This window comes from Ferrovibrio sp. (assembly GCF_965278975.1).
Taxonomy (GTDB): Bacteria; Pseudomonadota; Alphaproteobacteria; order Ferrovibrionales; family Ferrovibrionaceae; genus Ferrovibrio.
Genome location: NZ_OZ257126.1, coordinates 3,455,240 through 3,473,246, shown reverse-complemented (window position 1 = coordinate 3,473,246; position 18,007 = coordinate 3,455,240). Strand labels below are relative to the sequence as shown.

The following is an 18,007-nucleotide window of genomic DNA, read 5'->3' as shown; positions in this document are numbered from 1 at the left end:
TTATCTTGACATGAAGATATATCCAAGGCAATTATCTTCACATGAAGATAATTGCCTTTCCACCATTGCTGCTGCAGATGCTGGTCTGCTCCTTCCTCTGGGCCAGTGCCTTCATCCTGATGAAACTGGCCGGCCTGTCGCTATCGCCGCCGGCACTGGCAGCGATCCGCGGGCTGATGGGTGGCCTGCTGATCGGGCTGTGGATTGTCGCCTTCACCCGCCACCCTCTTTTGCCGCGCGGCCGTGACCTGCGCGACTGGCTGCTGCTCGGGCTGTTGCAGGGCGTGATCCCAAACACCCTGACCGTCTATGCACTGATGCGGATTCCAGCCGGCCTCACCTCAATGATCCAGGCATCAACACCGCTGATCGTTGCAATACTGGCGCAATGCCTATTCGCCAGCGAGAAGCTGACCCGGCGCCGCCTGCTCGGCCTCGGCATCGGCTTTTCCGGCATGGCATTGCTGCTGGGGCCGAATGCATTCAGCAGCGCCTCGCAGCAGGCCATCGACATGGCTGGGGCCGGCGCAATGCTGATCGTGGCGGTGAGCTATGCCTTCGGCAATGTCTATGTCCGCTACATCCCGTCGCCGGAACCGATCCGCCTCGCCTTCGGCCAGCAGCTTCTCTCCGGCCTGCCCTGCCTGGGCTTGGCCCTGTGGCAAGGCGGCGGCGGCGCTTTCATGCCGGCACTCGATTCCTGGCCGCTGCTGCTGGTGCTCGGCGTATTCGGCACCGCGCTGCCGATCGTGCTCTACATGCACATCCTGCACAAAGCCGGGCCTACCATCGGCTCGATGAACGGCTATTTCCTGCCGCCCTGGACCATCATCCTCGGCTTCCTGCTGCTCGGTGAAGCAATCAGTCCGCGCGAAATCATCGCCACCGCCATCGTGTTGACCGGCGTCGCCATCGTGTCGCGCCGGCCAGCCAGCTGATCAGGCCGGCCGCAGGCCGAAACGCTGCCAGGCCATGGCCATCAGGGCGAAACCGCCGCCGAGCAGGCAGACCGCCTCCCAGCCGCTCTGCTGCCAGGCGAACATGCCGGTCATCGAGCCGATGGCACCGCCGAGGAACATGGTGGCCATGAACAGCGTGTTGATGCGGCCGCGCGCCTCGGGCCGCAATGCGAAGATGATATGCTGGTTGCTGATCAGTACCGCCTGCATGGCGAAATCCAGCAGCAGCACGCCTACCACAAGGCCCGGCAGCGCCAGCCAGAAACCGAAGCAGACCCAGGAGAGCAGCGCGCCGAGGCCGCCGATCAGGATCACCGGGCGCGGCCCGTGCCTGTCGGCGATGCGGCCGGCAATCGGCGCCGCCGCTATGCCGATGGCACCGGCAATGCCGAACAGGCCGGCGGCTTCCGGTCCGAGATTGTAGGGCGGCTGCGCCAGATACAGCGCCAGCACGGTCCAGAAGCAGGAGAAGGCGGCAAACAGGCTGGCCTGCGTGAACGCCGCCAGACGCAACACCGGCAATTCACGCCACAGCCCGATCATCGAGAGCAGCAGGCGGCCATAGCCCAGGCGGCTTTCGCCCCGGCTTTGCGGCAGCATCAGCGCCAGCCACAGTAGGGCGAACAACGCCAGCGGCACACCAAGCAGGAACATGGCGCGCCAGCCGAAATGAGTGGCGACATAGCCGGCCAGCGTTCGGCTGAGCAGGATGCCGCAGAGCAGACCGGCCATCACCGTGCCTACCGTGGCGCCGCGCTTGGCCGCTGGCGCCAGATGCGCGGTGAGCGGCACGATCTGCTGCGCCACCGTGGCCATGGCGCCGATGGCAAATGACGCTGCGATCAGCACGAAACCGGCCGGCGCCCAGGCGGCCAATGCCAGCGCCAGCATGAGCAGGCCGAACTGCGCCAGGATCAGGCGCTTGCGTTCCACCATGTCGCCGAACGGCACCAGCAGCAGCAAGCCCAGCGCATAGCCCAGCTGCGTCACCGTCGGCACCAGGCCGCCGGTGCTGACGCCGAAGCTTTCCTCGATCAGGCCCAGCATCGGCTGGTTGTAGTAGATATTGGCAACGCCCAGGCCGGCGCCGGTGGCCAGCGCGAAAATCAACAGGGGCGGCAGCGGTGCCTGTGGCACGGCTGTTTCCGGGGCTTCCATGGCGGGTCTCCATCGCAGCAGGATGCAGCACCCCACCAACGCAGTTCAGATTGAGTTTTTCCTCCCCGGCTCGGCGAGTATATAGCGCGCTATCCCGGTCAAGGCCATGGCCGCCCAGCAATTCACGCCGGCGCAGGCTGCAACTGCGGCCGCACCGGCTTGAAGGTCATGGCGATGAGAAACGCACCAATGCCGAGCAGCCAGGCGCCGGCATAAAGCCAGGTGTAGCTTTGCAATTGATCGAAGATCAGGCCGCCGATCAGTGGCCCCGTGGCCATACCGAGGCTGCCGGTCATGGCGATGCCGCCGATCACCGTGCCCATCAGGCGCAGCGGGAAATTCTCGCGCGCGATCACGGCATAGAGCGGCATCACCCCGGCATAGACGAAGCCGAACAGGGCTGCCATGGCATAGAAGCTGCCAAGTTCACGCGCGAAGATGAAAGCCGCCGCGCCGAAAGCCTGCACCAGCAGGCCCGCCGCCAGCACGCGGCGCGCACCAAAGCGATCCCCCATCAGGCCGAAGGCGATGCGGCCGCCAAGGCCGGCCAGGCCCTCGACGCTATAAATCGTCACCGCCGAAAGCAGCGGGATGCCGCAGCTCAGGGCATAGCTGACGGTGTGGAAGATCGGCCCGGCATGAGTGGCACAGCAGAAGAAATTGGTGAGCAGCAACACGATCAAGGCCGGCGAGCGCAGCACCTGCCGCAAACTCATCCCCTCGCCTGCCGCCGGCGCATCCGCTGCCGCTTGCAAGGCTGGCGCTGCTTCCAAGGCAGGGGGGCGCCGCACCAGCAGAGCCACCGGCAACATCAGCAAAGCCGCCAGTCCGGCAATCATCAGCATGGCACTGCGCCAGTCATACATCGAGACCAGCCAGGCGGCGAGCGGCGACATGGTCATCGGCGCCATGCCCATGCCGGCGGAAACCAGCGACACCGCAAGGCTGCGGTGGGTATCGAACCAGCCGGTGACGCAGGCCATCAGCGGCGCGAAAGTGGCCGCTGTACCCGCCCCCACCACGATGCCGAACAGGATCTGGAACAGCAGCAATGACTGCACCTGGCTCGCCAGCGCAAGGCCAAGGGTGAGCATCGCGCTGCCGGTGAGCACCACGACACGCGGGCCGAAGCGGTCCGAAAGATTGCCCCAGACGATGCTGCCCACCGCCATCGCCAGGAAGGCGATGGTCATGGCGCCGGAAATACCAGCCACCGACCAGCCGGTATCCCTGGCGATGGTTTGCAGAAAGATCGGCAGCGAGAACAGCGAGCCCGCCGCAACACAGCAGATCAGGCCGCCGGCGGCGACGATCACCCAACGATAGCGCGATTGTTCCACGTCGCTTCCCTTCCCCATCCTTGCAGCCATGCAGCAGCCAGCCATGCCACGCTCAGCGGCAGCAGGATGCGACGGTGCTTTGCGCCACGCTGTCATACTCGCCCCGGCGGCGCCACCAGATGCCGGTTTCATTGCGGCCCCGGGGCGCGCGGTCGAGCCACTGATAGGCGCCCCACATGGCATCCAGTCCGCGCGCATAGGCCGAATATGTGTGGTAGACCACGCCATCCTCCAGCACGAAGGCGCTCATGCCCGGTCGGTCCTGGATGAAGGTGGGGCCATCGGTGCCGCAACCCGCAGCGATCTGCAATACCGGTTCGGGCAACTCATCGAGCGGAATGGCGGCAGACTGGTAATTGTATTCTCCCGCGCCCTTCTGCTGCTGCGCGTCAGAGAAATAGACATTGAAATCGGCGTTGAAGTCGCTGGGGGCTGAAGAAGCCCAGGGGAAACTCCAGCCCATGCGCTGGCGGAAAGCCAGCAGCTTCGGCAACGGCGCGCGCGACGCCGCCCACAGCATCACATCATGCTGCGCCAGATGCTCGATGAAGCCGTTGAAGCCATCGGCAACCATCGAACAGGACGGGCAGCCGGCTGCGTAATCAGCGCCGAACATGAAATGATAGACCAGCAATTGCGAGCGGCCCTGGAACAGATCCGCAAGCGTTGCACTACCCGCCTCGGTATCGAAGCGATAGGCCTTGTCGAGCTTCACCCAGGGCAAAGCCTGGCGCCGCTGCGCCAGGGCATCGCTCTGGCGTGTCAGCGCCTTCTCGGCTGCCAGCAGATCGCGCCGTGCGGCCAGCCATTCTTCCCGCGAAGCGATGCCATGAGTGGTCATAAATTCTCTCCTCGATCAGGCAAGATTATCCCGTCCGCTGCCAGCGGGATTGCCGGCAGCGCCAACACACAGTGATGTTGCTGGGTCAGTCCGGGGCGTCCGCGACGCCGGCCAGGCGCTCCACGCAGGTCTTCCAGCCCTTGCCCATGCTGGTGAAGGCAGTCTCGTTGCGCGGCAGCACGAAGCCGGCATGCACCAATTTAAGCCGCGTGCCGATTTCCACCGACGTCAGCGTGAAGGTGACAACCGTATCCAGCGGCGCGCCATAGCCGACATTACCCTTGTCGCCGCTGCGCCAGGCATAGACCAGGCGCCGCAGCGGCACGACTTCCAGCATGGTGCAGCGGATGGTGCCATCCCAGGCGCCGGCCGGCGTGGTCTGGAAGGTGAATTCCTTGCCCACCACTGCTTCATAACCCTGCGGCTGCATCATCCAGCGGCTGATCAGCGCACCATTGGTCAGCGCCTGCCACAACACTTCCGGGCGATGCGGAAACACCTCGTCGATGATGATCGACTGAGTTTGCTGGGCATCGAGCAAAGTCTCGGTCATGGATCGATTTCCCTGGGGTCGATTTCATTGAGCAGATCGCGCAGGCCGTCGAGGCGGTCGCGCCAGAACACGCGGTAATGGCTGATCCAGTCGACCAGCGGCACCAGGCCATCGGGCTGCACGCGGTAGAACACGTTGCGCCCCTCCGGCCGCTCGGTCACCAGACCGGCCTGCTTCAGCGTCTTGAGATGCTGCGAGATGGCACCTTGCGTCACGCCGCTACCGCGCGTCAGCTCGGCAACGGTGATCTCGCTGGCACCGGCCATGCGCTCGAACAATGCCCGCCGCGTCGGGTCGGCAAGGGCGCGCATGATCATGGTGACGGGCAGATTGGGAATAGTGGCTGGCTCGAACATGAAGACACATTAGCCATCACTTATTCATTAGTCAACACTAATTCGAATATCCTCCCTCTACCTGCCAATTTTCACCAAGCTTTTATGCCGTGCCGGGTATCCGGCGCCGGGGCCTGCGCTATATCAGGCCGACAGCCAACCAGCGCCGCCCAGGGGAGCCGCATGACCGACACCGCCGATTACACGCCGCCGAAAGTCTGGACCTGGAACAAGCCGAATGGCGGCGAGTTCGCCAGCATCAATCGTCCCATCGCCGGCGCCACCCATGACAAGGAATTGCCGGTCGGCAAGCATCCGCTGCAGCTCTATTCGCTGGCGACGCCGAACGGCCAGAAGGTCACTATCATGCTGGAGGAATTGCTGGCGCTGGGCAAAACCGGCGCTGAATATGATGCCTGGCTGATCCGCATCAACGAGGGCCAGCAATTCGGCAGCGGCTTCGTCGCGGTCAATCCGAATTCCAAGATCCCCGCCCTGCTCGACCGCTCCGGGCCGCAGCCGGTGCGGGTTTTTGAATCCGGCTCGATCCTGGTCTATCTGGCGGAAAAGTTCGGCGCCTTGCTGCCCACCGAACCGGCGGCACGCGCCGAATGTTTCAACTGGCTGTTCTGGCAGATGGGCAGCGCGCCCTATCTCGGCGGCGGCTTCGGCCATTTCTTCGCCTATGCGCCGAAGAAATTCGAATACGCCATCGACCGCTTCGCCATGGAAACCAAGCGCCAGCTTGATGTGCTGGACCGCCGCTTGGCGGAAACCCCCTATCTCGGCGGTGCCGACTATACCATTGCCGATATCGCCGTGTTCCCGTGGTATGGCGGCCTGGTGAAGGGCTGGCTCTATGGCGATTCCGCCGAATTCCTCTCGGCGCATGAATACAAGAACCTGCTGCGCTGGGCCGATATGATCGCCGAGCGCCCGGCGGTGAAGCGCGGCCGCATCGTCAACCGTGTCAACGGCAATCCGGCCAGCCAGTTGCACGAACGTCACGATGCCAGCGATTTCGACACCAAGACCCAGGACAAGATTGCAGGCACGGCCTCGTGAATATGAGGCAGTCCTCAGCACTATAGGCACCTATCCCATCGCCTGCGGGCAAGCTAGCATTGCGGCGCCAGCACAGGAGCCGCAATGCCAGTCATCACTCGGGAAAACCGCATCGTCGAGCGCAATAGCGCCGACGATGTCTGCGGCGCCAGCCAGACGGAATGGATCAGCGAGGCCGGTGGCCTCACCCAGTTCGGCGCCTTCATCGAAACGCTACAGCCCGGCTCGCGCTCAGCCCTCAAGCACTGGCATAGCGGCGAGGATGAAATGGTCTATGTGCTGGAAGGCGACGTGACGCTGATCGAGGGCGACACCGAAACCCTGCTCAAGCCCGGCGATGCCGCCACCTTCCGCGCCAACGATCCGATTGGCCATTGCCTCGCCAACCGCGGCAATGCCCCCACCCGCTGCCTGGTGGTCGGCACCCGCGCCCCGCTCGACCGCATCACCTATCCTGACCACAACCGCATCTGCATCCGCGACCGCGCCGAACCGCATGATGTGTGGACCGATGACGAAGGCAGGCCGGCAGGGAATCCATATATTCACGGATAACCGCCCTGCCAGATATGACAGCAGCCTACTTTACCGATAACAGGTGAGTGCCATCGGACTGTGCTTCGATCTGCCACTGCCGCCCCAGAAACATTTCCGCAATCGCGATGGCTGACTTCGTGTGATTGGACGGCTTCACCGTGGTGAAGGAACCGCCCCCAGCCAAGCTGAAGGGCACGATGAGCTGATCCGCCAGATACGGACCAGCAAAGGCAGTAGATGCCATGTAGCCCAATATCCGGGATGCTGCGGTCTTGGCGAGCGATTCCGCAGAAACCCCGAAACGGCCAAAACCGCTCACGACTTCCGTCACCTGTTCGAATGCCGCCTCCAACAGCAACACATTGCCGGGACCACGCTCTTCGGCCAGCCGCTCGATATGGAAGCAATCATGCGGCCAGTCTAAAACCTCACGCGCCGTCATAATCTCACGGCGAACGATATCACCGGGAAGGCCGGCCACCAGCGCGGTGGCGCGGGTGGCGCCAAGCGCACCACGATCATGGCAATCCAGCCGCCGCAGCGGCGATGGCGTAATATCCACCTCCATGCTGCCACCACCCCGGGGATAGAAGCCATGCCGGATCAGACGCGCCTCCACACGCGGCCCCATACGGTTGATCAGCGGTAGCAGGCTGCGCTCCAGGAATTCGAAGGGCGGCGCATATGGATTATGCGTACCGCCTTCCAGCACAAGGCGTGATGGTGCATCGGCAATCATCAGTGCCGGCAGCAAAGTCTGCAATACCAATCCGGCGCTACCGGCCGTACCAACCGCGAAGCGGTAATCGCCGCCTTTCACCGAGCCAGGCCGGAAGGTGATTTCTGCCGCCCCAACCCCGGCACCGTCACAGGTCGCGCCGCCAATCGCCATCGCGGCCTCGATTGCCGTCAAATGCTGACGCATCAAGCCCGGGCGCTCGCGCTGGCCACGGATATTGTGGATACGGAACGACTGGCCGGTGATGAGGGACAGTCCCAGCGCATTGCGCAGAATCTGCCCCCCACCCTCACCTTGCGATCCATCAATGACAATCATTATTACCCCTTCACGCAGACGATCTGCTTGAGTGTATGCACGATCTCCACCAGGTCGCTCTGCGCCGCCATCACCGCCTCGATCGGCTTGTAGGCACGAGGCGATTCGTCGATCACACTTTCATCCTTGCGACATTCCACACCCGCCGTATCGGCGATGTGATCTGCCAGCGACACCACACGCTTGGCTTCCGTGCGCGACATCACGCGCCCGGCGCCATGGCTGCAGCTTTCAAACGCCTCCTTGTTGCCAAGCCCGCGCACGATGAACGACTTCGCCCCCATCGATCCCGGGATGATGCCCAGCGTACCAGCAGCAGCCCGTACGGCGCCCTTGCGGGTGACCAGCACATCCTCGCCGAAGTGGTGTTCGCGCTGCACATAATTATGGTGACAGTTGATCGCTTCCATTTCGGCCTCGAAGGGCTTGGTGATATGGCTGCGCAGTGCGCGGATCACATTGGTCATCATCATACGCCGGTTCAGTGCCGCAAAATCCTGCGCCCAGCCGACCGCCTCGACATAATCGTCGAAATGTTCGGTCCCTTCGGGAAAATAGGACAGATCCTGATCCGGCAGGTTGATGAACCACTTGCGCATGTCCTGCTTCGCCAGTTCGATAAAATAGCTGCCGATGGCATTGCCTACACCACGCGAGCCGGAATGTAGCATCACCCAAAGCCGCGCCTCGGTATCCAGGCACAGTTCAATGAAGTGATTGCCGGTGCCCAGCGTGCCCAGATGGGTCAGGTTGTTGGCATTCTTCAGCCTGCCATGCTTGGCGGTGATATTCTTGAAGCGCTCAGCAAGCGCTGCCCAGGCCGCCACGATCTCGGGCGGCGGGTCGCCCCAGGCGCCCTTGTCGCGCTTGTTCCGGCCCACGGTGCGCCCATGCGGCACCGCCTGCTCAATGGCAGTGCGGAGTGCGGCCAGATTATCGGGCAGGTCCGCCGCGGTCAGCGACGTCCGCGCTGCCATCATGCCGCAGCCGATATCAACGCCCACCGCGGCCGGGATGATGGCGCCCCGGGTGGCAATCACGGAACCAACCGTGGCGCCGATGCCGACATGCACATCAGGCATCGCCGCCACATGCTTGAAAATGAACGGCATGCTGGCCGCGCGCGCCAATTGCTCACGCGCCTTTGCTTCAACCGGCACGCCACGGGTCCACATTTTGACGGGAGCGCCGCCTTCAACCTGCTGAATTTCGTACTTCGTCTCGGTCATCTTGTCCTCGCTATATGTCAAGACACGCCGACGCGGCGACAACTGGGAACAGGACATCGGCCGAAGCCGGGAGGATTCGAACCCCCTTCACCCTTGTAGTCCTGCCGGCATTCGCCGCGCCATCGTGTTCCCGGCAACAATCCTATGGCTGGACCGCGGATTCGAACCGCTCGGCCCTTGCGGGCCTTTCCATGTAGTCCAGCCGGCATTTGCCGGTCACCGCCCCGGCCACCGGGGCAGTTGGGAAATAAGGTCATGGCGACAAGACTACTTGCCGGACGGCGCTGCTCTACCACTGAGCTACGGGCCTTAAGACCCGGCGGGACTCGAACCCGCGACAGGCATGTAGTCCGGCGATCATTCGCCATGTTTTAGTAAAGCCGTGGCGACAAAGTGTGACGAGACCGTCCCCTTGAGCTACCGTTTCAGCGGGCGGCTGCGAACCGCATCTCCCGGTTTCCCGGGCGCTCTTGCACTGGACATTCGGGTTGTGCACCCTTGGTGAATGTAGTCTCGCCGGCATTCGCCACGGCCTGTTCGTCAAACCTCCGTCTGTTTCACTTCCTCGACCCAGTTGCGCGTTTCGCCACGGGCAAAGCGCGCAATCGTCTCGAATACGGCATCGGAGAAGCCTCCAACATTCAGAATATCCGGCCGCCCGGAAGCCTGCGTGGTGCCATAGGGCTGCAAATCGATACAGACCAGCTTGGCATTGCGGTTGCGCCGCTTCAGCCGGTCCCATTCCCGCATCGTCTGCGTTGCCCCGCTCCGCGTGGCATCGACCCAGGACTGATTGTCGGAAACAATCACCACCAGATCCACTTTCCCCCAGCCCAGATTCAGCCGCGCCAGCGGTGCCGATACATTGGTACCGCCACCGCCGATGGCCGCCAGCTTCCTGGCGTTGACGGCAACGCTGGCATAAGGGTCCAGCATCACGTTCACCACATCCTGCTCAAAAGGCAGCACGCGGGCCGTGGTGTTGCCGCGCATCAGCGCCGCTGCCACCAGGGCAGCCACATCGATGCACCGAACCTTGGAGGTTGCCCCCTTACGGTGGCCGGTCACCGGCGAGGTCATGGAACCCGACACATCGGGCGCCACCACGACAGCACCGGGGCAAGGCGAAAGCCGCGCCAGGGATACCTCCAGTGCCGTTTCCAGCGCCGCCTGCACCTTCAGCGGCACGCCATCGCCCGCCGCATTTAACGACATCATCAGTTGATACGGCAGCACGCGGGCGCGGGCTATCGCATCGGCATCCGAAAGCCGGGCCGCAACCAGATCGGTGACCCCTTCCACCGCGAACGCGCCGTGGCGCGCCAGGGTGTTCAGGTTCATCCGCAATGCCTGCCAGCCCATGCTGCCAGCCAATTCGCCCCACTGGACCGGAGTCAGCGGGAAGCTGGCCAGCCACTCGAACGGCACCGGCGGCAGCGCAGTGGCAGGCTCGCGCTTCCACGCTTCGAAGGCAGCAATCTCCGCCGGCAGGGCGGCAACGTCATAAGGCAGCTCCAGCACCCAGGCATAGAAGGCCTGCCGCGCCGCATTGGCGGGCTTGGGATGAACCATGCGCAGGATGTCCTTCAGCGACGGATCCTTGCCGGTCGCCGCCGCCATGAGATCGCGCAGGCTCGCCTGCTCCAGCCATTGCTGCACCAGCCGCTTGGGCCGGGTGCCGAGCGAGCTGCGCCCAACCTGGCCGGAACGCATGATCTGCACGAAGCTGCGCAGCATGCGGCCGTTATCAATCACGCGGCCAAAGACGCGCGTTGCCAGGGCAGGCTCGGCCAGGGTCAGCCAGGCGGTGAGCAAGGCCGGCATATCCTTCATGGCGCCGCGCTGACGGGCATAGACCGCAGCCTGGGCAACGAAAGCGGGAGAAACCGCGCGGGCGGCATCCAGTACCTGGGAAAGCTGCACTTCAGCGCCGCTATAGAATGTGTCGGACAGAGTGCCTGTCGCGGCTAGTTGGGCAAGCAGGGCCTCCGGCTCATAGGCATAAGCCGGCGCGGCTGCATGATTGGTGCTGTTGGCGGCCGGCAGCAGCCGGGCAATCGCCGATGCGAAAAGCGCCTTGTTGACCATCTCTGCCCTCCTGATGCCGCGGGTGGCCAGCCTATTCCGGCCACCCCTTGCACCATCGACCGGACTTACCGGCACAGGGGGTATTGCAGCGAGCGTGCCAAACTTTCTGGCAGGGCCTTATAAATCGTCAAGTACATGTTCTACAAAGATAAAATCATAAACCCTGGACGCCAGACGACTGAACACCAGTCAATTATTCTATATAAAAATATCAGATTTTATATTATCATATAGACATGAAACCACTCACCGTGATCGGCTTTCTCGGCTCGACCCTGGATGCCAGCAAGTTCGGCCCCACCCGATGGAATAAATGGCGGCCCTCCGTCGGCCTCTGCATGCATGAGGATTTGCGGGTGGATCGCTTTGTGTTGCTGCATGCCATCCACCACACCCGCCTGGCTGAATATGTGTCGGCAGACATCGCCTCCGTCTCGCCGGAAACAAAGGTTGAGCGTCAGGTTCTGGACTTCAAGGATCCATGGGATTTCGAGGAGGTGTACGGCAAGCTGCTCGATTTCGCGCGCGCCTATCCCTTTGACCCGGAGGCAGAGGACTACCTCATCCATATCACCACCGGCACCCATGTGGCGCAGATCTGCTGGTTCCTGTTGACCGAGGCACGCTACCTGCCGGGCAAATTGCTGCAAACCCAGCCATCGCGCGATATCGCCACAGCCGCACAAGGCAACTGGAGCGCCATTGATCTCGACCTTTCCCGTTATGACAGCATTGCAACACGCTTCGCGGCGGTGTCACAGGAAAGTACCTCTTTCCTGAAATCTGGCATCGCCACACGCAATGCCGCCTTCAACCAAATGATCGAAGAGATCGAGCAGGTCGCTTCCGCTTCCAAGGCGCCCTTGCTGCTGATGGGGCCGACCGGCGCCGGCAAGAGCCAACTGGCACGGCGCATCTATGAGCTGAAACGGCTTAAGCACCAGGTTTCCGGCCCCTTCGTGGAAGTGAATTGCGCGACCCTGCGTGGCGATGGCGCCATGTCAGCACTATTTGGCCACAAGAAGGGAGCGTTCACCGGCGCGTCAAGTGAACGTGCCGGCTTGTTGCGCACGGCCAATACCGGCGTACTGTTCCTGGATGAAGTCGGTGAACTGGGACTGGACGAACAGGCCATGATCCTGCGCGCCATTGAAGAGAAGCGTTTCCTCCCGGTCGGCGCCGATAGCGAAATCTCTTCCGATTTCCAGTTGATAGCCGGCACCAATCGCGATCTGGCAACGGCTGGGGCAAAAGGCACGTTCCGCGACGATCTCTTTGCTCGCCTTAATCTATGGACCTTCCTGTTGCCCGGCCTAACCCAGCGCCGCGAGGATATTGCCCCGAACCTGGATTATGAACTGGACCGGTTTGCACAACGGGAAGGCAGGCGGGTGACCTTCAACAAGGAAGCACGGGAAAGCTATCTCGCCTTTGCCGTTTCCGCCGAAGCCTCATGGCCCGGGAATTTCCGTGATCTTGCCGGCAGCGTCACTCGCATGGCGACTTTGTCGCCAACAGGACGCATCGATACCAGCCGCGTGCAGATCGAAGTCACACGCCTACGCCAACTCTGGGGCAAAGCATCAGAGGTGAACAAGGCGGATACCGACCTGACTGGAATATTAGGAGATGAGACCATTGCCGAGATCGACCCGTTCGACCGCGCCCAGCTTCAGGAAGTTATCCGGGTCTGCCGGGCAAGTCGTTCGCTTTCCGAAGCAGGTCGCGTTCTATTTTCTGCTTCCCGCACCCGGCGGAAATCGGAAAATGATGCCGATCGGCTGCGCAAATATCTCGCTCGCTTCAATCTGACCTGGGCGTTGATAACCGACGGCGCATAATCCGGCGCCAATCCTCGCTTGTCAGACGATCCGCCGGAACCGCACCAATACTGGCTGCTCCACATAGCGGAACAGCAGGCAGCCGGCGGCAATGGTTGCCAGTATGGCCGTCAGCGCAACGAGTGCGGTTGGAATTGCAACTGGCAGCTTGATGGCCAGCTTGTATATGGCCGGTATCGTGAAGACCTGGACCAGATAGATGCTATAGGAAGCGTCGCCGAGATAAGTCAGCAGATTGCTGCCGGCCTGACGGATATTGGCAACGCCAAGCACAATCAGCAGAGCAGGCAGGCCAAAGCTCCAAAGCCGGTCCAGATCGGGCCTTATCCATATCCAGCTTGCCAGCAAGATCACCCCAAGCCCCAGAAAGAACCAGGCAAACCGCTTGCCATGGCCTGAAAGATAAAGGCCCGCGCCTGCCATGCCAAAAATGAATTCAAGCGCCAGCGGGTTGATAAAACCTGCAAACATCGAGGCCAGTAAACCGATTGCCGAGAACAGGATCGCCAGGCGCAGCCCGCCGCACAACAAGCCTAGCGCAAACAGCGCGTAGAACAGCATTTCGTATTCCAGCGTCCAGCCAACGAACAGCACCGGCAATTCGCGCAGCAGGAAAGTGGAAGAAAAAAAGAAAGACGCAATACTGCGCTGCCAGGTAGTCTCGAATGACGCAAAAAACTGCGGCAATGCAAGGAACAGCAACAGCAGCAGAAGCGTCAGCAACCAGTAGAGCGGCAGGATACGGGCCACCCGATTGAGAAAGAATGTCGCCGCACCGCGCGGGCGCAGGGCCTGGATGTAGACCATCACAAAGCCGGAAATGACAAAGAACAAATCCACGCCACTCTCGCCCCAGCCCGTCAACGGAGCCAGCACAGGCATGGACAAGTTATAGGAGGATGACGTCCAGATGACATGATGCAGCACAACCAGCATCGCGGCAGCGAAGCGCAGAATCTGCAGGTTGTTCAGCCTATCCGGTGCAGTCATCTGAAACCGGCCTCATTCCCGCCCGATCAGGCAGGATGGATCGATGTGACGCCTTCGGGGAAGGTTATGCATCCCCCATCCCTTCCATGCAATGCGACGCCTTAGCCACCCGGATGCAGCCCCGGGGCTTCCTGGCCAGTGCGTTCGACGTATTCGGTATAGCCGCCGGTGAACTGATGTACGCCTTCCGGCGTCAATTCCAGCACGCGGTTCGAGAGCGCGGCGAGGAAATGGCGATCATGCGACACGAACAGCATCGTGCCTTCAAAGGCCGAGAGTGCCGCCACCAGCATTTCCTTCGTCGCCATGTCGAGATGGTTGGTCGGCTCGTCGAGCACCAGGAAATTCGGCGGATCGAACAGCATCTTCGCCATAACCAGACGCGCCTTCTCGCCGCCCGAGAGCACCCGGCAGGTCTTGTCGATATCATCGCCGGAGAAGCCGAAGCAGCCGGCCAACGTGCGCAGCGTGCCCTGGCCGGCCTGCGGGAATGACTTATCGAGGGTTTCGAAAACCGTATCCTCGCCGTCCAGCAGGTCCATGGAATGTTGGGCGAAATAGCCCATCTTCACGCTGCTGCCGAGGTTCACACTGCCCTGATCCGGCGTGGTATCGCCGGCCACCATCTTCAGCAGCGTGGACTTCCCCGCACCGTTGGCACCCAGCACGCACCAGCGCTCCATGCGGCGCACCTGGAAATCCAGCCCCGCATAGATCGACTGGCTGCCATAGCCCTTATGCACGTTTTTGAAACTCGCCACATCCTCGCCGGAACGCGGCGGGCTGCGGAATTCGAACTGCACCGCCTGGCGCCGCCGCGGCGGTTCTACTCTTTCGATCTTATCCAGCTTCTTCACCCGGCTCTGAACCTGGGCGGCATGGGAAGCCCGCGCCTTGAAGCGCTCGATGAACTTGATCTCTTTCGCCAGCATCGCCTGCTGGCGCTCGAACTGCGCCTGGCGCTGCTTCTCGTTCAGCGCCCGCTGCTGATCATAGAAATCGTAGTTGCCGGAATACGTCGTGAGCGTGCCGCCATCGATCTCCACGATCTTGCCGACAATGCGATTCATGAACTCGCGGTCATGCGAGGTCATCAGCAGCGCGCCGTCATAATTCTTGAGGAAGGCCTCAAGCCAGATCAGGCTTTCAAGATCAAGATGGTTGCTCGGCTCGTCGAGCAGCATGCCATCGGGCCGCATCAGCAGGATGCGGCCGAGCGCCACGCGCATCTTCCAGCCGCCGGACAGCAGCCCGACATCGCCGTCCATCCGCTCCGGGCTGAAACTCAGGCCTGCCAGCACCTCACGCGCCTTGGCCTCCAGCGCATAGCCATCCAGTTCCTGGAAACGGCCCTGCACCTCGCCATAGCGCTCGATGATGGCGTCCATCTCGTCGGCCCGGTCGGGATCGACCATGGCGGCCTCAAGTTCGGCCATCTCGGCAGCCAGCGCGCTCACCGGCCCGACACCATCCATCACGGCGGCGACCGCGCTCTGGCCCGACATCTCGCCGACATTCTGGTTGAAATAACCAATCGTCATGCCGGTATCGATGGAGACCTGACCATCATCCGGCTTCTCCTCGCCGGCGATCATGCGGAACAGGGTGGATTTGCCGGCACCATTCGGCCCGACCAGCCCGGCCTTCTCGCCTTTCTGGATGCCCATCGAGGCATCGATGAACAGAATCTGGTGGCCGTGCTGCTTGCTGATGTTATCGAGGCGAATCATGAGGTCCGTGCTGACTGGAATGTACAGGCGGATGGACATATCCAAGAGCCTAGGCCGCGCAGGCGCCCCGGTGATGCCCTATCAGGCCCCGCTAGAAATATCCAGTTGCATGCCCAATGCTCAGCAAACGACCACCGAATTCAGGGCGCGATCAGCGCCGGTCGCGCCAAACCGGGCGCTGCATGTACGGCATCTGTGCCGCGCCCCATGGCGGCAATGCCTTCGGCAAAGCTCACGCGCGGCTGATAACCAAGTTCCGTCCGCGCCTTGGCGATACTGATGGTAAATGGCTTGCCGATCAGACGCAGCATCTGGCGCGTAATGGGTGGCTCGCCGTCGCGCCCCAGCATCCGCCATGCCGCCCCCATGATGCCTGCCATCGCCCAGGCCAGGCGGAACGGAACGGCGCGGTCTTTCGGCACCACGTTGCGGCTGGCCAGCAACGCCGAGATGACGCCCTTCAGCGTGCTGTTCTCTCCGTCTGACACGAAATAGGCCTCGCCGCCGCGACCCTGGTCGACAGCGAGCAGCAACGCGTCACATAGATTGTCGACATGGCAGGTGGACATGGCCTGTCCGCCGCCGCCAACCCACTGGAAGCGGCCAGCCCGCACGGTCTCTACCATGTGGCCGAGGGTCGGCATGCCCGCCCCCCAGATAAAGGGCGGGCGGATGGCGATAGTCTCAAAGCCGGGGCTGCGGTTATTGGCGGCCAATAGCAGCCGCTCGCCTTCGGCCTTCGAGGATGAGTAAGGCGCGAAGGCGCGGGTCTGGAGCGGCAGTGTTTCGTCGGCCTCAAGCATCGGCTCCGGGTCGCCCATCACGACGGCCGCGGCACTGACAGCAACCACACGGCGCAAGCCCTGGGTCGCGGCCGCAGCATCCACCAACGCACGGGTGCCCTCGACATTCACGCGGTCGAAGGCGGCACGCGGACCCCAAAGTTTGAAATGCGCGGCGACATGGAAAACAACCTCGCAGCCCTCGATTCCGGACTGCAGGGCGAGCGCATCCGTGAGATCGCCCCGTACCGGCACGGCCCCTGCCCGATGCACCGCTGCCACCGCCTCCGGGCTGCGCGCCAGTGCTTTAACCTGCCAGCCACGGCTGACAAGCAGCGTGATCAGGCGGGAGCCGACGAAACCTGACCCGCCGGTGACGAAAGCGGTTCGTTGTGCCGCGACAGGCTGGGAGCCGAGTTGCATGAAAACCTCCGGGTTGGGGCGTTGCTGTGGCCCACCATAGCCAAATCGGAACAATATTCAAAGAACATTTTATATAATTTGTTCGTCGTTGTATTTCTGAGGAGGTTGCCTTAAAGTTCCACCATGCAGGCGCCTTCCATTTCCATCAGCGAAGACCCCTCGTTTCGAGGACAGATTCTCGATGCTGCTCGCGCTCAGTTACGGCGGTTCGGCGCGGCAAAGACGAATGTCGTCGATATCGCCCGGGCGCTCGGGACGTCGCATACCACGATCTATCGCCACTTCCGCTCCAAGGCAGAGATTTTCGATGCCGTGGTCGCGGAAGCCATGCGCGACGAAGAGGAAGCGGCACGCCGTTTCGTGAATGTGGACGGGCCGGCAGCCGAACGGCTTGAGTCCATGGTGCTGGCCCTGCACGCCCGCAAGCGCGAGCGTTTCGCCGGCGACCCGGAGGTCTATCAGCTCTATCGGCGCATCGTTGAGGAGCGGCCAGACATCATCGCGGCCTATGCCCGCGCGATGACGGCGCTCATCGCCGAGATCATTGCTGATGGCGTCAAGCGGCGGGAATTCAAGGTCGATGACGTCGCGGCAGCGGCAGGCGTGGTGCGCGATGCCGTTACCGTCTTCGTGCATCCGGCGCATGTCGAGGCAGCCGTGAAGGCCGGCTTGCCCGCCGAGGCGATGGCAAAGAACGTGATCCGCAGCCTTGTCGCCGCCTTTGGCACTGGCATGCAGTACCGGCAGGCTAGCTCAGAAAGCTAACCGTCGCCGTGGTGCAGCCGCAGAGATGACCGGCTGAAATCACTCCCACTCAATCGTGCTGGGCGGCTTTGACGTAATATGGATTTGCCGGCGCCATTCGGCCCGAACTGTCCGACCTTCTCGCCTTTCTGCAGGCCCATCGAGGCATCAATTAACAGAATCTAGTGATTGTGCTGCTTGCTGATGTTATCGAGACGAATCATGAGCCTGATGTTGCCCGCGAAATCTGATGCAAATAAAGTCAGACTTCAGTTCTGCACCTTACTTATCCTCAGCAAAACTTCATCAGGAAAGAAAACTAATTCCAAAAATTG

The 18,007-nt window shown here is 62.1% G+C and carries 16 protein-coding genes; 5 read left to right on the top strand and 11 right to left on the bottom strand.

Annotation, left to right across the window (positions count from 1 at the left end):
• Positions 1-41 precede the first annotated feature (41 nt).
• Positions 42-938 carry a DMT family transporter gene (locus ACQY7X_RS16365; RefSeq protein WP_428246484.1) on the top strand — a complete coding sequence of 299 codons (897 nt, stop codon included), beginning with the start codon at positions 42-44 and terminating at the stop codon, positions 936-938.
• On the opposite strand, the gene ACQY7X_RS16360 is transcribed toward ACQY7X_RS16365, so the two are convergent.
• From ACQY7X_RS16360 to ACQY7X_RS16340, 5 genes are all read right to left on the bottom strand, one after another.
• Positions 939-2,117 (bottom strand): MFS transporter, encoded by a 1,179-nt coding sequence (locus ACQY7X_RS16360; RefSeq protein ID WP_428246483.1) that lies wholly within the window; start codon positions 2,115-2,117, stop codon positions 939-941.
• Between the two features lie 122 nt (positions 2,118-2,239).
• Positions 2,240-3,475 carry an MFS transporter gene (locus tag ACQY7X_RS16355; RefSeq protein WP_428246482.1) on the bottom strand — a complete coding sequence of 412 codons (1,236 nt, stop codon included), beginning with the start codon at positions 3,473-3,475 and terminating at the stop codon, positions 2,240-2,242.
• Between the two features lie 34 nt (positions 3,476-3,509).
• Positions 3,510-4,298, bottom strand: a complete 789-nt coding sequence (locus ACQY7X_RS16350) for a DUF899 domain-containing protein (protein WP_428246481.1) — start codon at positions 4,296-4,298, stop codon at positions 3,510-3,512.
• Positions 4,299-4,383: 85 nt separating this feature from the next.
• Positions 4,384-4,851 carry an SRPBCC family protein gene (locus ACQY7X_RS16345; RefSeq protein WP_428246480.1) on the bottom strand — a complete coding sequence of 156 codons (468 nt, stop codon included), beginning with the start codon at positions 4,849-4,851 and terminating at the stop codon, positions 4,384-4,386.
• Positions 4,848-5,207 carry an ArsR/SmtB family transcription factor gene (locus ACQY7X_RS16340; protein WP_428246479.1) on the bottom strand — a complete coding sequence of 120 codons (360 nt, stop codon included), beginning with the start codon at positions 5,205-5,207 and terminating at the stop codon, positions 4,848-4,850. The genes ACQY7X_RS16345 and ACQY7X_RS16340 overlap by 4 nt, the downstream gene beginning before the upstream one ends.
• 162 nt (positions 5,208-5,369) lie before the next feature.
• Here ACQY7X_RS16340 and yghU point away from each other — a divergent pair, with 162 nt between their 5' ends.
• Entirely contained in the window at positions 5,370-6,251 is an 882-nt protein-coding gene (gene yghU / locus ACQY7X_RS16335) for a glutathione-dependent disulfide-bond oxidoreductase (protein ID WP_428246478.1), read from the top strand.
• A gap of 84 nt (positions 6,252-6,335) precedes the next feature.
• Positions 6,336-6,806 (top strand): cupin domain-containing protein, encoded by a 471-nt coding sequence (locus tag ACQY7X_RS16330; RefSeq protein WP_428246477.1) that lies wholly within the window; start codon positions 6,336-6,338, stop codon positions 6,804-6,806.
• Between the two features lie 25 nt (positions 6,807-6,831).
• On the opposite strand, the gene rtcA is transcribed toward ACQY7X_RS16330, so the two are convergent.
• From rtcA to ACQY7X_RS16315, 3 genes are all read right to left on the bottom strand, one after another.
• Positions 6,832-7,845, bottom strand: a complete 1,014-nt coding sequence (gene rtcA, locus ACQY7X_RS16325; protein WP_428246476.1) for an RNA 3'-terminal phosphate cyclase — start codon at positions 7,843-7,845, stop codon at positions 6,832-6,834.
• 2 nt (positions 7,846-7,847) lie between these two features.
• Positions 7,848-9,074: an RtcB family protein gene (locus ACQY7X_RS16320; RefSeq protein WP_428246475.1), complete on the bottom strand. Its 1,227-nt coding sequence runs from the start codon at positions 9,072-9,074 to the stop codon at positions 7,848-7,850.
• Between the two features lie 540 nt (positions 9,075-9,614).
• A complete protein-coding gene (locus ACQY7X_RS16315) occupies positions 9,615-11,162 on the bottom strand; it encodes an RNA-binding protein (RefSeq protein WP_428246474.1) in 1,548 nt (515 codons plus the stop codon).
• 236 nt (positions 11,163-11,398) lie between these two features.
• Here ACQY7X_RS16315 and rtcR point away from each other — a divergent pair, with 236 nt between their 5' ends.
• The gene (gene rtcR, locus ACQY7X_RS16310) at positions 11,399-13,003 is read left to right on the top strand and encodes an RNA repair transcriptional activator RtcR (protein WP_428246473.1); all 1,605 of its coding nucleotides are present in this window, start codon (positions 11,399-11,401) and stop codon (positions 13,001-13,003) included.
• Between the two features lie 21 nt (positions 13,004-13,024).
• On the opposite strand, the gene ACQY7X_RS16305 is transcribed toward rtcR, so the two are convergent.
• The 3 genes from ACQY7X_RS16305 to ACQY7X_RS16295 form a co-directional block, all read right to left on the bottom strand.
• Positions 13,025-13,993, bottom strand: a complete 969-nt coding sequence (locus ACQY7X_RS16305) for an acyltransferase family protein (RefSeq protein WP_428246472.1) — start codon at positions 13,991-13,993, stop codon at positions 13,025-13,027.
• A 101-nt stretch (positions 13,994-14,094) separates the two neighbouring features.
• Positions 14,095-15,723 (bottom strand): ABC-F family ATP-binding cassette domain-containing protein, encoded by a 1,629-nt coding sequence (locus ACQY7X_RS16300; protein WP_428246471.1) that lies wholly within the window; start codon positions 15,721-15,723, stop codon positions 14,095-14,097.
• 140 nt (positions 15,724-15,863) lie between these two features.
• Complete coding sequence (locus ACQY7X_RS16295; protein WP_428246470.1) at positions 15,864-16,928, bottom strand: NAD-dependent epimerase/dehydratase family protein; 1,065 nt, start codon at positions 16,926-16,928, stop codon at positions 15,864-15,866.
• Between the two features lie 123 nt (positions 16,929-17,051).
• On the opposite strand from ACQY7X_RS16295, the gene ACQY7X_RS16290 reads away from it, so the two are divergent.
• Positions 17,052-17,693, top strand: a complete 642-nt coding sequence (locus ACQY7X_RS16290) for a TetR/AcrR family transcriptional regulator (protein WP_428246469.1) — start codon at positions 17,052-17,054, stop codon at positions 17,691-17,693.
• Positions 17,694-18,007: the final 314 nt, after the last annotated feature.

What these genes read in the sequence shown, in the direction of transcription:
- ACQY7X_RS16355 (WP_428246482.1), bottom strand. Translation starts at nt 3,475, where the DNA reads ATGGGGAAGGGAAGCGACGTGGAACAATCGCGCTATCGTTGGGTGATC.
- ACQY7X_RS16290 (WP_428246469.1), top strand. Translation starts at nt 17,052, where the DNA reads ATGCAGGCGCCTTCCATTTCCATCAGCGAAGACCCCTCGTTTCGAGGA.
- rtcR (WP_428246473.1), top strand. Translation starts at nt 11,399, where the DNA reads ATGAAACCACTCACCGTGATCGGCTTTCTCGGCTCGACCCTGGATGCC.
- ACQY7X_RS16330 (WP_428246477.1), top strand. Translation starts at nt 6,336, where the DNA reads ATGCCAGTCATCACTCGGGAAAACCGCATCGTCGAGCGCAATAGCGCC.
- ACQY7X_RS16350 (WP_428246481.1), bottom strand. Translation starts at nt 4,298, where the DNA reads ATGACCACTCATGGCATCGCTTCGCGGGAAGAATGGCTGGCCGCACGG.
- yghU (WP_428246478.1), top strand. Translation starts at nt 5,370, where the DNA reads ATGACCGACACCGCCGATTACACGCCGCCGAAAGTCTGGACCTGGAAC.
- ACQY7X_RS16365 (WP_428246484.1), top strand. Translation starts at nt 42, where the DNA reads ATGAAGATAATTGCCTTTCCACCATTGCTGCTGCAGATGCTGGTCTGC.
- ACQY7X_RS16345 (WP_428246480.1), bottom strand. Translation starts at nt 4,851, where the DNA reads ATGACCGAGACTTTGCTCGATGCCCAGCAAACTCAGTCGATCATCATC.
- ACQY7X_RS16295 (WP_428246470.1), bottom strand. Translation starts at nt 16,928, where the DNA reads ATGCAACTCGGCTCCCAGCCTGTCGCGGCACAACGAACCGCTTTCGTC.
- ACQY7X_RS16360 (WP_428246483.1), bottom strand. Translation starts at nt 2,117, where the DNA reads ATGGAAGCCCCGGAAACAGCCGTGCCACAGGCACCGCTGCCGCCCCTG.
- ACQY7X_RS16315 (WP_428246474.1), bottom strand. Translation starts at nt 11,162, where the DNA reads ATGGTCAACAAGGCGCTTTTCGCATCGGCGATTGCCCGGCTGCTGCCG.
- ACQY7X_RS16305 (WP_428246472.1), bottom strand. Translation starts at nt 13,993, where the DNA reads ATGACTGCACCGGATAGGCTGAACAACCTGCAGATTCTGCGCTTCGCT.
- ACQY7X_RS16300 (WP_428246471.1), bottom strand. Translation starts at nt 15,723, where the DNA reads ATGATTCGCCTCGATAACATCAGCAAGCAGCACGGCCACCAGATTCTG.
- rtcA (WP_428246476.1), bottom strand. Translation starts at nt 7,845, where the DNA reads ATGATTGTCATTGATGGATCGCAAGGTGAGGGTGGGGGGCAGATTCTG.
- ACQY7X_RS16340 (WP_428246479.1), bottom strand. Translation starts at nt 5,207, where the DNA reads ATGTTCGAGCCAGCCACTATTCCCAATCTGCCCGTCACCATGATCATG.
- ACQY7X_RS16320 (WP_428246475.1), bottom strand. Translation starts at nt 9,074, where the DNA reads ATGACCGAGACGAAGTACGAAATTCAGCAGGTTGAAGGCGGCGCTCCC.